This window comes from Caballeronia choica, assembly GCF_001544535.1.
Classification (GTDB): domain Bacteria; phylum Pseudomonadota; class Gammaproteobacteria; order Burkholderiales; family Burkholderiaceae; genus Caballeronia; species Caballeronia choica.
In genome coordinates, this window is record NZ_FCON02000175.1 from 1 (window position 1) to 14,494 (window position 14,494).

General features: G+C 59.6%; 13 protein-coding genes and 3 pseudogenes. 6 read left to right on the plus strand and 10 right to left on the minus strand.

What is annotated here, in order from left to right:
* Nucleotides 1-257: hypothetical protein (locus tag AWB68_RS37875; RefSeq protein WP_200828903.1), on the minus strand; the 257-nt coding region annotated here is incomplete at its 3' end.
* Between the two features lie 88 nt (nt 258-345).
* On the opposite strand from AWB68_RS37875, the gene AWB68_RS37880 reads away from it, so the two are divergent.
* A complete protein-coding gene (locus tag AWB68_RS37880) occupies nt 346-1,848 on the plus strand; it encodes a patatin (RefSeq protein ID WP_200828904.1) in 1,503 nt (500 codons plus the stop codon).
* A gap of 364 nt (nt 1,849-2,212) precedes the next feature.
* Here AWB68_RS37880 and AWB68_RS37885 read toward each other — a convergent pair whose 3' ends face one another.
* A complete protein-coding gene (locus tag AWB68_RS37885) occupies nt 2,213-3,106 on the minus strand; it encodes a hypothetical protein (protein WP_087649346.1) in 894 nt (297 codons plus the stop codon).
* Between the two features lie 272 nt (nt 3,107-3,378).
* Between AWB68_RS37885 and AWB68_RS51205 the strand changes: the two are divergent.
* A pseudogene (locus AWB68_RS51205) lies at nt 3,379-3,778 on the plus strand (HU family DNA-binding protein).
* A 92-nt stretch (nt 3,779-3,870) separates the two neighbouring features.
* Here AWB68_RS51205 and AWB68_RS37895 read toward each other — a convergent pair.
* The gene (locus AWB68_RS37895; RefSeq protein WP_087649347.1) at nt 3,871-4,776 is read right to left on the minus strand and encodes an H-NS histone family protein; all 906 of its coding nucleotides are present in this window, start codon (nt 4,774-4,776) and stop codon (nt 3,871-3,873) included.
* Nucleotides 4,777-5,165: 389 nt separating this feature from the next.
* Here AWB68_RS37895 and AWB68_RS37900 point away from each other — a divergent pair, with 389 nt between their 5' ends.
* On the plus strand, nt 5,166-5,513 hold the full coding sequence (locus AWB68_RS37900) for a hypothetical protein (protein ID WP_235028726.1): 348 nt from the start codon (nt 5,166-5,168) through the stop codon (nt 5,511-5,513).
* Nucleotides 5,514-5,996: 483 nt separating this feature from the next.
* Here the strand turns inward: AWB68_RS37900 and AWB68_RS51920 are convergent, their stop codons facing one another.
* The 3 genes and pseudogenes from AWB68_RS51920 to AWB68_RS37910 form a co-directional block, all read right to left on the minus strand.
* On the minus strand, nt 5,997-6,089 hold the full coding sequence (locus AWB68_RS51920) for a hypothetical protein (RefSeq protein ID WP_445344363.1): 93 nt from the start codon (nt 6,087-6,089) through the stop codon (nt 5,997-5,999).
* A gap of 137 nt (nt 6,090-6,226) precedes the next feature.
* Nucleotides 6,227-6,394 (minus strand): annotated as a pseudogene (locus tag AWB68_RS51925) (DNA polymerase IV); the annotation flags it as partial.
* Nucleotides 6,395-6,816: 422 nt separating this feature from the next.
* Complete coding sequence (locus AWB68_RS37910; protein WP_087649349.1) at nt 6,817-7,179, minus strand: hypothetical protein; 363 nt, start codon at nt 7,177-7,179, stop codon at nt 6,817-6,819.
* Nucleotides 7,180-7,824: 645 nt separating this feature from the next.
* Here AWB68_RS37910 and AWB68_RS37915 point away from each other — a divergent pair.
* Nucleotides 7,825-10,866 carry an ankyrin repeat domain-containing protein gene (locus AWB68_RS37915; protein ID WP_087649350.1) on the plus strand — a complete coding sequence of 1,014 codons (3,042 nt, stop codon included), beginning with the start codon at nt 7,825-7,827 and terminating at the stop codon, nt 10,864-10,866.
* Here AWB68_RS37915 and AWB68_RS50950 read toward each other — a convergent pair.
* The 3 genes from AWB68_RS50950 to AWB68_RS37920 form a co-directional block, all read right to left on the minus strand.
* On the minus strand, nt 10,854-10,982 hold the full coding sequence (locus tag AWB68_RS50950; protein WP_268810968.1) for a hypothetical protein: 129 nt from the start codon (nt 10,980-10,982) through the stop codon (nt 10,854-10,856). The genes AWB68_RS37915 and AWB68_RS50950 overlap by 13 nt on opposite strands.
* 48 nt (nt 10,983-11,030) lie before the next feature.
* Nucleotides 11,031-11,183, minus strand: a complete 153-nt coding sequence (locus AWB68_RS48515) for a hypothetical protein (protein ID WP_160110140.1) — start codon at nt 11,181-11,183, stop codon at nt 11,031-11,033.
* 167 nt (nt 11,184-11,350) lie between these two features.
* Nucleotides 11,351-11,551, minus strand: coding sequence for a hypothetical protein (locus AWB68_RS37920; RefSeq protein ID WP_125483173.1), 201 nt, complete (start codon nt 11,549-11,551; stop codon nt 11,351-11,353).
* Nucleotides 11,552-11,678: 127 nt separating this feature from the next.
* Between AWB68_RS37920 and AWB68_RS37925 the strand changes: the two genes are divergently transcribed.
* A complete protein-coding gene (locus tag AWB68_RS37925) occupies nt 11,679-12,323 on the plus strand; it encodes a MarR family winged helix-turn-helix transcriptional regulator (protein WP_087649352.1) in 645 nt (214 codons plus the stop codon).
* Between the two features lie 660 nt (nt 12,324-12,983).
* On the opposite strand, the gene AWB68_RS48055 is transcribed toward AWB68_RS37925, so the two are convergent.
* Nucleotides 12,984-13,295: a hypothetical protein gene (locus AWB68_RS48055; protein WP_143282002.1), complete on the minus strand. Its 312-nt coding sequence runs from the start codon at nt 13,293-13,295 to the stop codon at nt 12,984-12,986.
* 129 nt (nt 13,296-13,424) lie between these two features.
* On the opposite strand from AWB68_RS48055, the pseudogene AWB68_RS37935 reads away from it, so the two are divergent.
* A pseudogene (locus tag AWB68_RS37935) lies at nt 13,425-14,423 on the plus strand (IS701 family transposase); the annotation flags it as partial.
* Nucleotides 14,424-14,494 lie beyond the last annotated feature (71 nt).

Here is a 14,494-nt window from a genome sequence, read left to right on the forward strand (position 1 = left end):
TCGCGCTCCTTGAGGCCAGCATCGATACCGGCCAAGGCACGCTCGCGCCATTCTTCGAGCCGGTATATCGGTACCGAAACTTCGCGCGAAATGGCGTCCACCGGCTCGCCGCGCAACAAGCGCAAGACGACTTGTTTCTTCCGATTGGCCGACCACCGTTTCACTTCGGCGGCCGCGCCGGGGGCGCTTCCAGTCGCGCTACGCGCTCCTTCCACCGCCCCCGGCACAACCTCGGCCATCTTCGACTTCTTCAGCATGTTCAACTCCGTTTCCAGAAACACGTTTTACCCCAAAATCGTGTCCAGAAAAATCGGAGGCGGTTCAGCCGGCGCCTCGGCCGGCAGCATGACGGCGGCCATCGCTGCGGTTGCACTCAAATACGACTTTCCGCATATCGACGCTGCTAGCGCATCGGCGCAGGGCAAGAGCGCCAACCCGTTCTATCGCGCGTGGGTGCAGGACATCGACATTCGCGAACTGCTCAAGTCCGACGACCTCGCCAAACAGGGCACGCTCGTTTCGCTTCTCGATTCGACTGTGCTCGTGCAAATCACCGATCGCGCGCTTGACTACACCGCCATGCCAAAAGCGCGTCCATACCTGCGCGAGCGCACGCGGTTCATTTTTTCGCAGGCGAGCCTGCGCGGCGTGCCTTACTACCTACCGATCACGAGCACCTATAACGCGGGCCTCGGCATGTGGATGCACAAGAGCTACCGCAGTTTCGCCGCGAGCTATACGAGCGCCGTGCCGCAAGCACGCCCGGACGACGCCATCCTGTCGGCGCAGAACAGCTCGACTCACCCGGTCTGGAAGCTGCTCGGCAACGCCGCGCTCGGCTCGGGCGCGTTTCCAGTCGGACTCGCGGCACGCGAGGAGGATCGAGACGTCAGCGATCTCGATTACCACTTCTTCACTTACATCGATCCGAAGACGCAGAAGCAGGCCTTTGACTGCCTCGTACCCGCATGGAAGGCCCACGGCAGCACGGTGGTCGTGCCCACGCGTTTCAAGGGCTTCGTCGTCGACGGTGGCACGATGGACAATGAACCGCTCGACTTCGCCCGCACCGAGCTGGCCGGCCAGCTCGAGCAGAATCCGCGCGGCGGCAACGAAGCGATTCGCGCCATCGTCATGATCGATCCGTTTCCCGACACGCTCGCCGAAGTGAACGATACGATCGCGGGTGAGCGCGGCGATCTGTTCAGTTCGAGCTTCGGCCTCATCGGCGCGTGGAAGAACCAGGCGCGCTTCGATCCTGCCGATCTTGCGCTGGCGTTCATGGACGACGTGTACAGCCGCTACTTGATCGCGCCGAGCCGAAGGATCTCTCCGACCGATCCGCGCATCGAGACCAAAGGCTTCGATCTGGCGAGCGGCTGCCTGGGCGGCTTCGGCGGCTTCCTTAGCGAGGAGTTCCGGCGCCACGACTATCTGCTCGGGCGCCGAAATTGCCAGCAGTTTCTCGCGCAGCACTTCAGCATGCCGCCATCCAATCCGCTGTACAGCAACTGGAATGACGCTGTAAGAAAGGACTGGCGCATCGCCTCCGGCGACGAGTTGCCAATCATTCCGCTGGTTGGAAAACTGCGCGAGGAGATCACGCTGCCGAAGTGGCCGACTCAGCCGGTCGAGCTGGCACCGCTGCGCGAATTGCTGGAAGCACGCGTGATCGCGGTCGCGGGCAGCGCGCTGGACATGTTCAAGGTGTCGTGGCTCGAACGCACGGCAGCACGCATTGGCATCACGCTGTTGCGCAAAAAGCTGCTCGGTTATGCAATGGACAAAGTGCTAAGCGACCTTGACAAGCGAAACCTACCGCGAGTTCGATGTGCGATAGAGCACTGAGCGAAAGGGAAGCGGCCGTTTCGATCCTTTGTGCCGCTGAGGCCAGTGCCGGCAGGTGCCCTTCAGGCCGAAAGGTAGGTCGTCGTGTACGAGTGGCTGCCCGATCTGAGCAATCGAAACGGACATATCCGTGCGGCCCTAGCGGGCTCGATTGAGTCCGCTATCCGATCGGGCGTCCGTGCCGGCGAAACGTTGCCGCCTTAGCGCCTGTTGGCCGATTTCCTGGCGATTCGTGTCAACACCGTCAATGGTGCGCTAGCGGATGTTGCGCTGCGGGCTCGTCAAAGGGCACACCCGTCGACGATAGCAAGCTCCTGCTTACGATTCATCTCGGATCTTTTTCAAACGACGGGGACATCAAAAACTACCGTGAACGCAACTTGTACCATCCGTTGGGTAGCGCGACGAGTACACCTCGTCGCGCTGCGTCCTGAAGCATCTTCTTGGCGACTGAATTCTTGATTTCTAGCTTGTCAGACACGTCCTGAGCGGTAAATCGTCCGCGTCCGTCGCCTAAACCCGCGTACAGGCTATCTGCCGGCTCGTCTTCGCTGGGGATTTTCGTCGCTTTCGGAAAATCCTCCGAAACGTTCCTCTCTGCACGCGTCCGCTCTAGCTTCTCTCGGGCCATATCCCGCCCGGCTTTCAAGAAGACATCGCGGCGTTGCCGCTCGGACATCGTGCTAATTGGCACGCCCCGAATCGCACCGTATTTGAGGAACAGAGTCTTTAACGCCCTAGTCTCAGACTCCTTCGTTGCGACCAAAAGTCGAAGTGCGAGAGCTTCCTCCTCAAGCAAGATGGCGCTTTCGCGCGCCTGTGCGTTCTCCACTACTTCTGCACACCGCTCAGCCAACCGAGCGTTCGCCCGCTCCAATTCCTCCAAGCCTATCTCGCTTACGTCGTCGCGCCCACCTGAAATCAACGGGCCTGCTTCCAAGTCCGCCGAAACAGTCTTTTTCTGGCCGCCCCAAGCAGTAGGGGCGAGTTCGGTGACTTGGGTCCGAAGGAGAGCGGCCTGCTCTGACGAATTCAGCGTTCGATAGTAACGATCTTCCACCATCGCGTAACGGTTGAGAAGATACACGATGAGGGTGGCCTCTGACTCGAGCGCCGCGAGCAACTCTCTTTCACGAGAGGCTTCCGCGCCCCAAAATTCGCGCAATTCGGCATTTCGTTGGCGCGTGTCCAGTTCGGCCGTCAGCCGACGATAGGTGGCGACCGCGTCTGAAAAGCGTTGATGCGCTGTCGAGTCCATGGCCCGCGCTAACGCGGTAGTTGCCGGTGTGGCTTGGTCGTCCTGAGTTGACAAGCCACTTGGCGGCTCCGGTGCGGTTCGGGGCGTTCGTACATTTCCGAAAAAGCGCGTCAACCAAGTCACAGCGTATCCCTTTACGAATTGAGTGGGGACAATCTAGCACAGTCGACGGGCCGCCCCTGACGTAGTGCGCATCGATGCTTAGCAGGGACGGGCGAAACGCGGCGGATGGGCGAGCGGGAGGTGAATACAGTGCCGAGTATGGGTCGTGATTGGGTGCCCTCCCGGCAGCTTCCCCCATTGCGAAGAACGCAGCCGCACCTGTCGTGAAGAAAGTGGTCACAGGGGTGCCGCTGAAGCCGATCATAGATTCCTTCACAAAGGCATCGCTGACCGAATATCTCCCTGCGGGTGCAAGCGTTGACCGAAGGCCGCGGAGGTGCTGTTGGTGGCACTCGAAGAAACGGTGCTTGCCTCCGTCCACAAGAAAGGCGCCAAGGAGTTCATGCTCCTTGGCTCCTGGTCGAGGCGGTAACTCAGGAGGCGCCGGCCAAGAAAAAGCGCTTCGGCAAGGACGCGTTGACGGGCGAAGATAAATGGGTCGCTGCGAAACCTGTATACGTGCGTTCGAAACTGCGTCCGCTGAAAAGGCTTAAGAACGCCGCACTGTAAATCAAGCGCTGTAGAAAGCAACGCCCCTCAAGACGACAGTCCGCGGGGCGTTTTGCGTTTCGACCGGAGACGGCGGTCCCGGAGCGGGCCCGCTACAGAGTCGTCGGCGCGCTCACCGCCTCTGGTGCCGCCGCCGACGCGGGAGCCACCGTGGCATCAGACGGCGTGGCCGCCTTTTTCGCGGCGACTGCCTTGCTTGCCACGTTGCTTTTCGCAACCTTCTTCACTGCTGGCTTCGCTGCTTTCTTGCCAGCAATGCTCTTGGCCGAAGAAACCGGCGCTTTCTTCGCTGCGGTCTTTACGGAAGACTTCTTTGCGCTCGCTGCGCTAGCCTTCTTGGCCACAGTCTGACTGGCTACGGCCTTCTTCGCAACGGCGCCGCTTGCGGGAGCAGCCGCGACCCCATCGACGAGGAACTTCGTGCGGTCTTTCGCTGCCGCCAACCAGGCCGGAGCGGGACCGCGTCCACTCCACGTTGCGCCGCTTTTCGGATCGCGATATTTCGCTGGTAAAGCACCTTTGCCATGTCCCTTGCGAGCAACGGCTCCGGCCGCGGCCGAGGTCTTGTTGAGCGCGGTTTTCGCCCTTCTCACCCCATTGGCGCTGACTGCACCGCTTGCGCCGTCGATCAGGAACTTCGTCCGGTCCCGGACTTTCGCAATCCAGGCGGGCGGTCGGGCGTGACCGCTCCACGTCGCACCCGTTTTCGGGTCGCGGTACTTGGGCGGCAACTTGCCCTTCGCCGAAGTCGACGCGGTCGCTTCAATCGGTCGGGTCGCGGCCTTCCCCTTGGCGACCTTTGCAGATGCCCCACCAGCTGGACGGCCCGCTCGCTTTTTCGTCGCGGCGTGCGCCTCGATGTCCGCGATGGTCAGCCCGTGATCGTCCATGAGCTTTCGGATGTCGGCCAGTACAGTTTTCCCCTGCTTTGCAATCAAGGCCTCGGCCTGTGCTTGAAGTCGTTTCACTTTGTCCTGGATTTGTTTGAGGGTTGGCATGATGGTCTCCTTGAAAAGGTCATGCTCGCACTATGCCACCGTTCACGCCTATAACGAAGAGCGAGATACGCTAGAGACACGATTACTTGTTACTAAGCGTTGCAAGGCACACATCGGTGGTCGTCGGTAGCCCTTAACGCATTCTCGGTGCTATTTTTTCCAGCGGAATCGCATGTCACTCCATCGTGGTCCGCGTCATTTGATCCAACATATGAGCAGAAAGTGAACTGGCAAACGCATGTTTTCTATCTGCTCAATGAGCGTCGGCTTAGCTCCGTTGATAAGGGCGTACCGTAACGTTCATAACGACGGGTTGAACGGCATGCGTAACCATGAGTTCGCCGTGCGCCTTCGTCAGACAGGCGCACAGCGGACGCTAGAATAAAAGGATGGACCATCATCAGGAAGAAGCCTTGGACGACCGATTCGAGAGACGAGAACTACTGCTGCATCTCGGGGACATGCTGGAAGCCATGCGTTGCGTGGCAAACGCGAATCGCCCCGACGCATGCGTCGCGCAATTGGTCAACGATGAACGCATCGTTGCAGCGATTCGCTTTTCTTCGCGGGCTCGCGCCCACGATGAGGGCGACCGAGTTTGCCCGACGCGCGACGAGCGCATATTCTCGATGGCCCAAGGAACTGCTCGAGCAGCAGTTAAATCACGACGCGCTGACATCGTCCGTGCAGCACGCCTTGTTCGAAGAGAATCAGGACGGCTGGAAAGGCTTTTGTGATGCACATCCAGAAAAAGGTGACATGGCGTCGGGCGTCATTTCGGGAAGTCCCGTTCCAAACCAAATGGGGCGTGTCGGACGAAAAGCGGGATTGGCCCTGGGCTCAGCCGGATTCGAGCTCTTGAACCGAGGTCGTCTGCAGAGTTGGATTTTCTCTTCAAGCGTTTTCGATAGAAGCACCGTGAGACGGAGGACCGCCTTTTAAACACGGCCCAAGTCCCCAGAATGCCTAACGCCTGAATCAGCGTTCACTCGGCGAATACCGCCTCACACCGGTGACTTCTCCTCGTGAAAGCACGCGCGCTCAGGGCTCGTAGTCAAACGCAAGTTCGGCCTGAGATCGCTCCGGCACATCGGATTGCTTTTCATTCGTGAGCGCACTCACTCGCACACAAAGCAAACGCAGCACGTACGACCGTGATCCGATTAAGGCACGGTGGCGGCACGGCGGATTGGTCACGTCGGCCGTGGGCGCCGGAACCGTTAGGTCGCGCTTGACGATGCGAATATCGTTAAGCGCAATTTGACGCCGATGGTCCGCCCAAGGTAACCCTTGCGCGTCAAGTCTTCGGCCACGCGCTCGCACAGGCCCGTAACTGCCGCCGACAGACAGCCCGACCACGGCGCTCGAAGGTCGTCGCCCGGCGCATCGACTTCGGCGGCAAACTGACAACCACCGGCCGCTCGTGATGGCCTTACGCTGTCTGCGCGAGCGAGGTGGCGACCACTCCGCGGCCCCGCATAGCCGCGCGACCGTCGGAACCGTCGATCGCCATCGGCAGGCGTTTCGGGCACCGCATCGCGACTCCAGCCGATCACGACCGGTTGCCCGTGCACTCCGGATAGCGCAAGACTTCCACCGACGCGAAGAATGCGTTCATATCCAGATGGGCGATGCGACGCGAGTCAGCATTCTCGCCGCCGCACGTTCCGTAGACGTCGCGCCGACAATTGACGCCCTCCCCTGTCGGCTTGTCCTCGTATTGGAAGCGCGGCAACGGGACTCGCCGATGACTCGCGGGGTAACCGCGGGGCGGCAGTTCGACGGCGCGACTCATCCCGACGCTCCTCTTCGGCGGTCGTTCAAAAGGTGAAATCCGCCACGGTTACCTCAATGCGTGCACCCGGCGTGGACGAATTGCGGTGTGGATAGTTAGCGACTGCGCACGCTCCTTGTCAACGCAGATCCTGAAATAAGCGAGGTTGAGGTAAACATGATGCGCACCGATCACAGGATCAGACGTGGAAACGGCGTGCCCCAGGGGACGACTTTCGTGACGTGCATCGCGTTCGGACGGCGCCCCTATTTGCCTAAAAAATCCCCGCGCCGACCCAACGCCTCACTGCAACGCTGCCAAAGACGGCCGACCACTGGGCTTTCATAGTTGAGGCCCAACTCGCTGTTGAAAAGCGTCCCGACATCCGCATAGGCGCGCGTCTGGGCCTGCTGTTCGCGTGCGAGTTTTAACGCGAGTTGCCCAAGCATAATGCGCTCGAGCCAGCTGGTCGATTTTTGGTTCCTCGCGAGCCAGATTCTGGCCGATTCGACCATGTGATCAATACGCCACGATTTGGTGAGCGCGTACGACGCGAGTGCGCTCGCGACCAGGTAGCACAGCAGGTGAGTTCTTGCGTCGGTCACCAGTGCTGGGTTAAATTCAGTCATCGCAAGGGCCCTCACTTATGCATTTGTTTCGACGACGCTGGCATGGCGCCATCGCTTCGAACGCGTGTCGCCCGCACACTTACTGTAATCATGCTCCACATCGGACGCCGCAACGCATCGCTGTACTAATGCACGCACCGGCACAGCCGGCGCAGTAGTGCCGGTTCTAAATGGTGTCAGACCACCCACACGTTAAGGTGATCCCTGCGCGCGCGCCGCTCGTGCGGCCGTTCTGGGACTGTCGAGCCCTCGCTCTGCCGTTCGGATTCGGGAAACGCTCGATACATCACCTGCTAAATTAGATAGCGAAAGGTTTCTAGACGACGTGGTCGACGGTCCGCGGTCGACGAACTCTCCGTCGGGCCGGCCCCCACCTTGAAGCGGGATTCGTCCTTATGCTCATCGAGCGTCTGGTTCTCGAACATGATCTGACGGTCGCGTTCCAGCGCCCTGCTCGTCGCAGCTGATCTGCGAGAAATCCATGAAAAGATCCGCAGCGCGTCGAGCGAAAGCAAGGATCGTACAATCGCTGTTGGTGTCCCCGACGATTGGCTTCACGTTCGCCATGCCGAAGCCCTCGGACTCATGTCAGTCGCAGCCGCCTTAAGTTGTAACCATGCCAGGTAACCCGAGCCGGGACATTGCATGAAGATTCTTGAATACACCGGGCTTGACACCTCGCGTGTCGCCGCCAGCTATCGCAAGGTCGCTGATGCCATCGCACGTCAGGACTTCCGCGCTGCACAGGTCAAGAAACTGGCCAACCTCAGCCACGGCAAATTCTATCGGGCCAAACTCGGTGACGCCGACCGACTTCTGTTCTCTCTGATTCGCCATGGCGACGAGGTCTGTGCGCTGATGCTGGAGGTGATCGCCAATCACGAGTATGACAAGTCGCGCTTCCTTCGTGGTGCGGCGATCGATGAAAGCAAGATTGCCGATATCGATGCGGATGAGGCCATCAGAGAGGCCCAAACCATGCGCTACCTGCACCCGGAACGCACGGCGATTCATCTGCTGGACAAGCCCATCTCTTTCGACGACACGCAAGACGCCATCTATCGCCAGCGGCCGCCCCTGATCGTAGTCGGTAGCGCCGGCAGCGGCAAGACGGCGCTGACGCTGGAGAAGCTCAAACACGCCGACGGCGAGGTGCTTTACGTGACCCACTCCAGCTATCTGGCGCAAAGCGCTCGCGATCTGTACTACGCCAGCGGTTTCGAGCACAACGGGCAGGAAGCCGCGTTCCTCTCCTACCGAGCGTTTGTCGAGTCCATCCGCGTTCCGCAGGGCCGGGAAGCCAGTTGGCGGGACTTCGTCGGCTGGTTTGCCCGCATGCGGCAGACCTTCAGGGAGTTCGACGTTCATCAGGTCTTTGAAGAAATTCGCGGCGTGATTACGGCCGAGGCCGGCGGCGTCCTGTCGTGGGACGACTACCGCACGCTCGGCGTGCGCCAGTCCATCTTTCCGGCAGACCAGCGCGACAAGCTCTACGATCTGTTCGAGAGGTATCGCGCCTGGCTGACGGAGGCGAAACTCTACGACCTCAATCTCGTCGCTCACGAATGGCAGGCACTGGCCGCGCCACGCTACGACTTCGTGGTCGTTGATGAGGTGCAGGACATTACCACCGCGCAATTGTCGCTGGTGCTGAAGACCTTGAAGAAACCCGGCCATTTTCTACTCTGCGGCGATTCCAATCAGATCGTCCATCCCAATTTTTTTTCATGGAGTCAGGTCAAGAGCTTGTTCTGGAAAGACCCGAAGCTGGCCGAGCGGCAGGAACTGCGCGTGCTCACCACTAATTTCCGCAACGGGCTGGAGGCCACCCGCGTCGCCAACCAGTTGCTGAAAATCAAGCAGCGGCGCTTCGGATCGATCGACCGGGAAAGCAACTTTCTCGTCCAAGCCGTGGGAGGAGAGCCTGGGCAGGTCGCACTGATGCCAGACAAGGACGTCACGAAACGCGAGCTTGACCAGAGGATTCGCCAGTCCACGCAGTTCGCCGTGCTGGTGATGCGCGATGAAGACAAGGTGGAAGCGAGAAAGCACTTCGCGACGCCCCTGCTGTTCTCCATTCATGAAGCAAAAGGCCTCGAATACGAGAACATCATCCTGTACCGTTTTATCTCCGATCACCGCGCCGAATTCAGCGACATTGTCGAAGGGGTCACCAAGGCCGATCTGGGCGTTGAGGTGTTGGACTACCGCCGTGCGAAGGACAAGAGCGACAAGTCATTGGAGGTCTACAAGTTCTTCGTCAATGCCCTCTATGTGGCGCTCACGCGTGCCATCAAGAATATCTACGTCATCGAGTCGGACACGGAGCACCCGCTCTTCGGACTGCTCGCGATGGACCTCGGTCAGGTCGAGATGGAGGCGCAACAATCCACGCGCGAGGACTGGCAGAAAGAAGCGCGCAAGCTCGAACTTCAGGGCAAGCAGGAGCAGGCAGAAGCCATTCGTAGCACCATCCTGAAACAGACACCCGTGCCCTGGCCGGTGTTCAACGAAGCGAAGATCAATGAACTGTTGGTCAAAGTGTTCCGCGAACAAGCGCCGGGTGCCAAGTCGAAGCAGCAACTTTACGACTATGCCACCTGTTTTGATGAACCGCAGCTCGCGCATTGGCTGGTCAAGGAAGCGAGATTCGACCAGGCGCAAAACTTTGCTCAGCAGCGCACGACGCTGGGACGCAAGACCTACGTCCCGTACTTCGCCGGCCATTTCAAGGACATCCTGAGACAATGCGATCAGCACGGCATCGAGCATCGACTGCCGATGAACCAGACGCCGTTGATGGCTGCTGCCGCCGCTGGCAACGTGCCGCTGGTGGAAGCTTTGCTGGAACGCGGGGCCGACCGCGAGGCGGTCGATCACTATGGCTACAACGGCCTTCACTGGGCCTTGCGTGAAGCTTTCCGCGACGCGAAGTTTGCCCGCGGCCCGCTTGCTGCACTCTACGAACATCTCGCCCCGGCCAGCATCGACGTGAATATCGGCGATCGGCTCATGCGCATCGACCGGCACCAATCCGAATACTGTCTTTTTCAGACGCTGTGGGTGCTCTTCAAGTCGCGCTTCACCCACTGGCAGCCCAAGGCCAACGGCGCCTTCGACACTCAGACCATTCTGGAAGCCTGGCAACATCTGCCCGTCAACGTGGTGCGTCCTGAACGCAACAAACGCCAGCATCTGTCTGGTGTGCTAGCGAGAAACGAGATTGAACGCGACTACGCCTACAATCGGGCGCTCTTCATGCGCGTGGCACAAGGCTGGTATCAGTTCAATCCGAAATTGGCCGTGCGTCGCTGGAAGGACGATGAAGAACGCTGGGTACCGATTTATGCGGCCCTCAATCTGCCACTGATCAACGAATTTTCCTGCCCTGATGGCTGGGAGAATGTATCGGAGGCCATCGACCGCTATCTAGCGTTGGCTGGGCTACCGAAACGCACCACACCGGTCGCGGCCGAACGCTCAGTTGCGCGAGAAGAGGATCTACTACGGCAGAAGGAAACACGGATAGCCGAAACACCGGCGGCCTTTGCGGACGGGCGCCGGGCGCGCCGGCAGGCGAAGCAGGCCACCGCTGGGCAACTGCCTGCAAGACGGGGCACTAAAGCCGGCGAACATGGAGAAATCGAACGCCTGATACGGGAAATCGAGAAGCGTCAGAAGCGTTGACCCCGCGCACCGAGGAATGGTGGCTTGCCCGTGCGATGCGCGTGCCCGGGCGGCATCACGACGTGCGTCGTGCCATCCAGGTAGGCGCTCTTCAGTTGCAAGCCGTTCGTTGGCATTAGCTGGACCGTGATGTAGCGGAATATCACGCGCCGCTATTGTGTTTGTCACAAAAGCCCAGGCGCGCCCTGGGTCACCAGGTATTTGAAGGCCACATAGGACTGCTCGCCGCAGTTGCCGATGCCGCTCTGTTCGACTTTGCTGCCTATCAGGATTGCGTTCCTCGCGGGATCGCCGCCTCGCTTGAGCACCTTCAGCAAAGTCGCGCGGTTTTGAGGGATCGCTTTACCATTGCAACCCGCAACGAAGCCGTTGGACGAAACCCTTCAGATCAACGGAAAGCGCCGCTGCGATTGCTCCATTGACATAACTGACAATTATCGAATTTTCGTGGGGCACCTAGATAAATCGAGCTTCTCGAGCTGCTTTATGCGTGCGCCTCACGCTCTGTTGTGCTTGGTGCAGCATCCATAACGCCGCCGATCTCGTATTCATGGACCTGATGGGGGCCCATCGCCTCGATTCGTTCCATGACGGTCTCCAGCGCCCTGACCTCGACACGCAGACATGCGATCGCCTCCTGAAGCTTGAGCGATTCCTGGTAAATCATCTCCTTGGTCACTTCCATCTCGGCCTCCGGCATCGTGGGAAAGTGGGTTTGCCAAGATCAGCATTAATCGTGCTCCAACCGGCCGCGTCCGTGAAAGCCCCGAGTCGCTTAGAATGTTGTCCTTCTAAGGCAGATCCGAAAGACCATGAGCGAAGGCGTGTACGGAGAAGCGGCGACTGGACGCGTGACGCACGGCCTGCTGCGGCTGGGCACGGCCATGCGCAGCCAGGCATGGGACTGGGCGGAAAGCGCAGGGATGACGCCGACCCAGGGCGAAATCCTCGTGCTGCTCATGCAGCGCAAGGGACCGATGCGGCTCGGCGAGATCGCACGTGAAACCGCGCTGACCGCGGCGACCACCAGCGACGCGGTGACCACCCTTGAAAGCAAGGGTCTGGTCGAAAAACGTCGTGCGATCGAGGACGGCCGTGCGCTCGCGCTTCGCCTGACTTCTCGCGGCCGCACGGTGGCCAAGCGTGCGCTGCAATGGCCGGACTTTCTGGCGAAGGCCGTCGGCACGTTGCGTGTCGACGAACAGGCGGCGTTCTATCGGACGTTGCTGAAAACGATCAGTCAGCTGGAAACGCAGGAGCAGATGCCGCCGCATCGAATGTGCTTGTCGTGCGTCCATTTCGAAGCGAGCAAGAATCCGAAGAAAGCGCCGCATCGCTGCGCGCTGCTGCACATTTCGATGGCCGACACTGATCTGCGCCTGGATTGTTCGGTATTCGAAGCAGCCGACGTCAGCACACAGAAGAAAAGCTGGAAGATTTTTACCCAGGCGGCCTGAGCCGACATACCCCTTGCGCACATCAGCACAAAGCTGGCCACCCGCGTGAGCATCATTCCGTGTGGTCGCCGACTCCGTTTTGATCCGGATGCCGAGATTTACGTGAACCGGCCTGACATCGACCTCATCTTCGAATGGTCGGCCTTTGTAGGCGCGTCGGCAACCGGTTCATTCTGGCGTCGGCAGCAACAAGCTTGGTCGACACTAGCAAGACTGAGCGTAGGCGATGCCCTCGACGTTACCTCGTCGGCTTGCTCGTGACGCAAATCAGGGCTTCGAGTCGAGCACTATCGCCGTCGACTTGCCAACCGTTCGTCAGTGCGGTCCATCCTAGAAAAACTCCCCACGCCCAACTCAAGAGCGTCCGCGCCTCAGTCGGGTCTTCCTTCTCGGCAACTGCATGCATTAGGCGCACGATTGCGCTCTGTCGCCAGCGTGATTTCGACGTACGTCCAGCTTTTCTCTTGGCTCATGTGCGATCCGCTTCTACGTGTTGCAATAGCAACATAAAAAGCGCGCCCTCTTCGTCCGTCAACGTCATGGTCGTTCCTTCGTGAGAATCTACCAGTCCCCTCCCCTGCTTTTACAGATCTTGGCGCCGCCGGCTCGCTTCCCGGCACAACCATGTAAGCGAGATATAAAGCTTGTCAACCTAGTCGACTAGCGCGGTTCGGGTTCGTCGGGTTCGCCTCTTCGTGGTAGTGGCTTTAGTCCCGCAAGCGTACTCTGCCTGAGATTTTGTTCCATGAGCAACAAACGTATCTTCTCGAGCGCAACGGGCTGCCCGAGGTCTTCCGCCTGCCACACCCTTTGCTCCGCAGCGAAATAGATTTCGAGTTCCCCGAAGATCGGACGCCCGTGAGCGAGTTCCAATTGCATGCGCTCGACGTCATGATTACCACGATACTTTCTCCACCACGCCCTTCCTTCTTCCAAGCCAACAGGCTCGAAACGTGGAAGCTTGCGCGACATCTTGCTAAGCCGCAGCGGACGCAGTCACCGGTGAGGCGATCGGTTCAATCTTGCGTGCCTGTTTGCTAGTACTACAGCCGTAGATTTTTTTGCTATAGTTGACTAGTACTACTACGTGAGTATAAACCGATGCGGGCGATTGCGAAATCGTGGGAACGTGAACTGTACGCATTGCATGAACGTCTCGGACACCTGTTCAGACGCCCCGAACCTCGGCAGCGCTCACTGACCTATATGAAGGGTCTGCTGGGCACAGTCGAGCGCAAGAACGGCTGGCAACTTGCCGAATGGATTGGCGAGGCAACACCGGACGGCGTGCAACACCTTCTCGAGCGGGCGCAATGGGACGCCGATGCCGCACGTGATGTGCTGCGCCAATACGTGGTTGAACGACTCGGCGAGCATGATGCAGTGCTGATTGTGGACGAAACTGGTTTCGTCAAGAAAGGTGAGCACTCGGCCGGCGTTCAACGCCAATACAGCGGCACGGCGGGCCGAATCGAGAATTGCCAGGTCGGCGTATTCCTCTGCTATGCCGGTCACGGCGGCAGTGCATTCATCGATCGCGAGCTGTATGTGCCGCGGGCATGGACCGATGACCCAGCTCGATGCAAAGCAGCCGGCATCCCACCGACGTTGGAGTTTGCAACGAAGCCACGGCTCGCGCGCAGCATGCTTGAGCGTGCGCTGGATGCCGGCCTGCCATGCGGCTGGGTCACAGGTGATGAGGTTTATGGTGGTGACCGTGACCTGCGATTGTGGCTCGAGTCCCGCGAGCAGGCCTTCGTGCTGGCAGTCGCAAAGAATGAGCCGCTATGGTGGCAAGGACCGAAGTACGTTCGCGCAGACAAGATAGCCGAAGTGTTACCGTCAACGGCATGGGAGCGCCTGTCGGCTGGCGCGGGCGCCAAAGGCGAACGTCTGTACGATTGGGTAATGACGCCACTGTGGAGACTGCAGATCACCGCCGAGGAACGTAGCTTCGGACATTACCTGCTGGTACGGCGGGGTCTGGATGAAAAGCGCGAGCATGCCTACTATGTCGTCTACGCTCCACGCAGCAAAGCTTCACTGCAGATGCTGGTGAATGTCGCGGCGCGCAGGTGGGAAATCGAAACTGGCTTCGACGGCCTTCCATAATGCACTCCTTCGTATGTCATTGAATATCAAGGCCCAACTGGCCCGGGACGTGCGTTGAC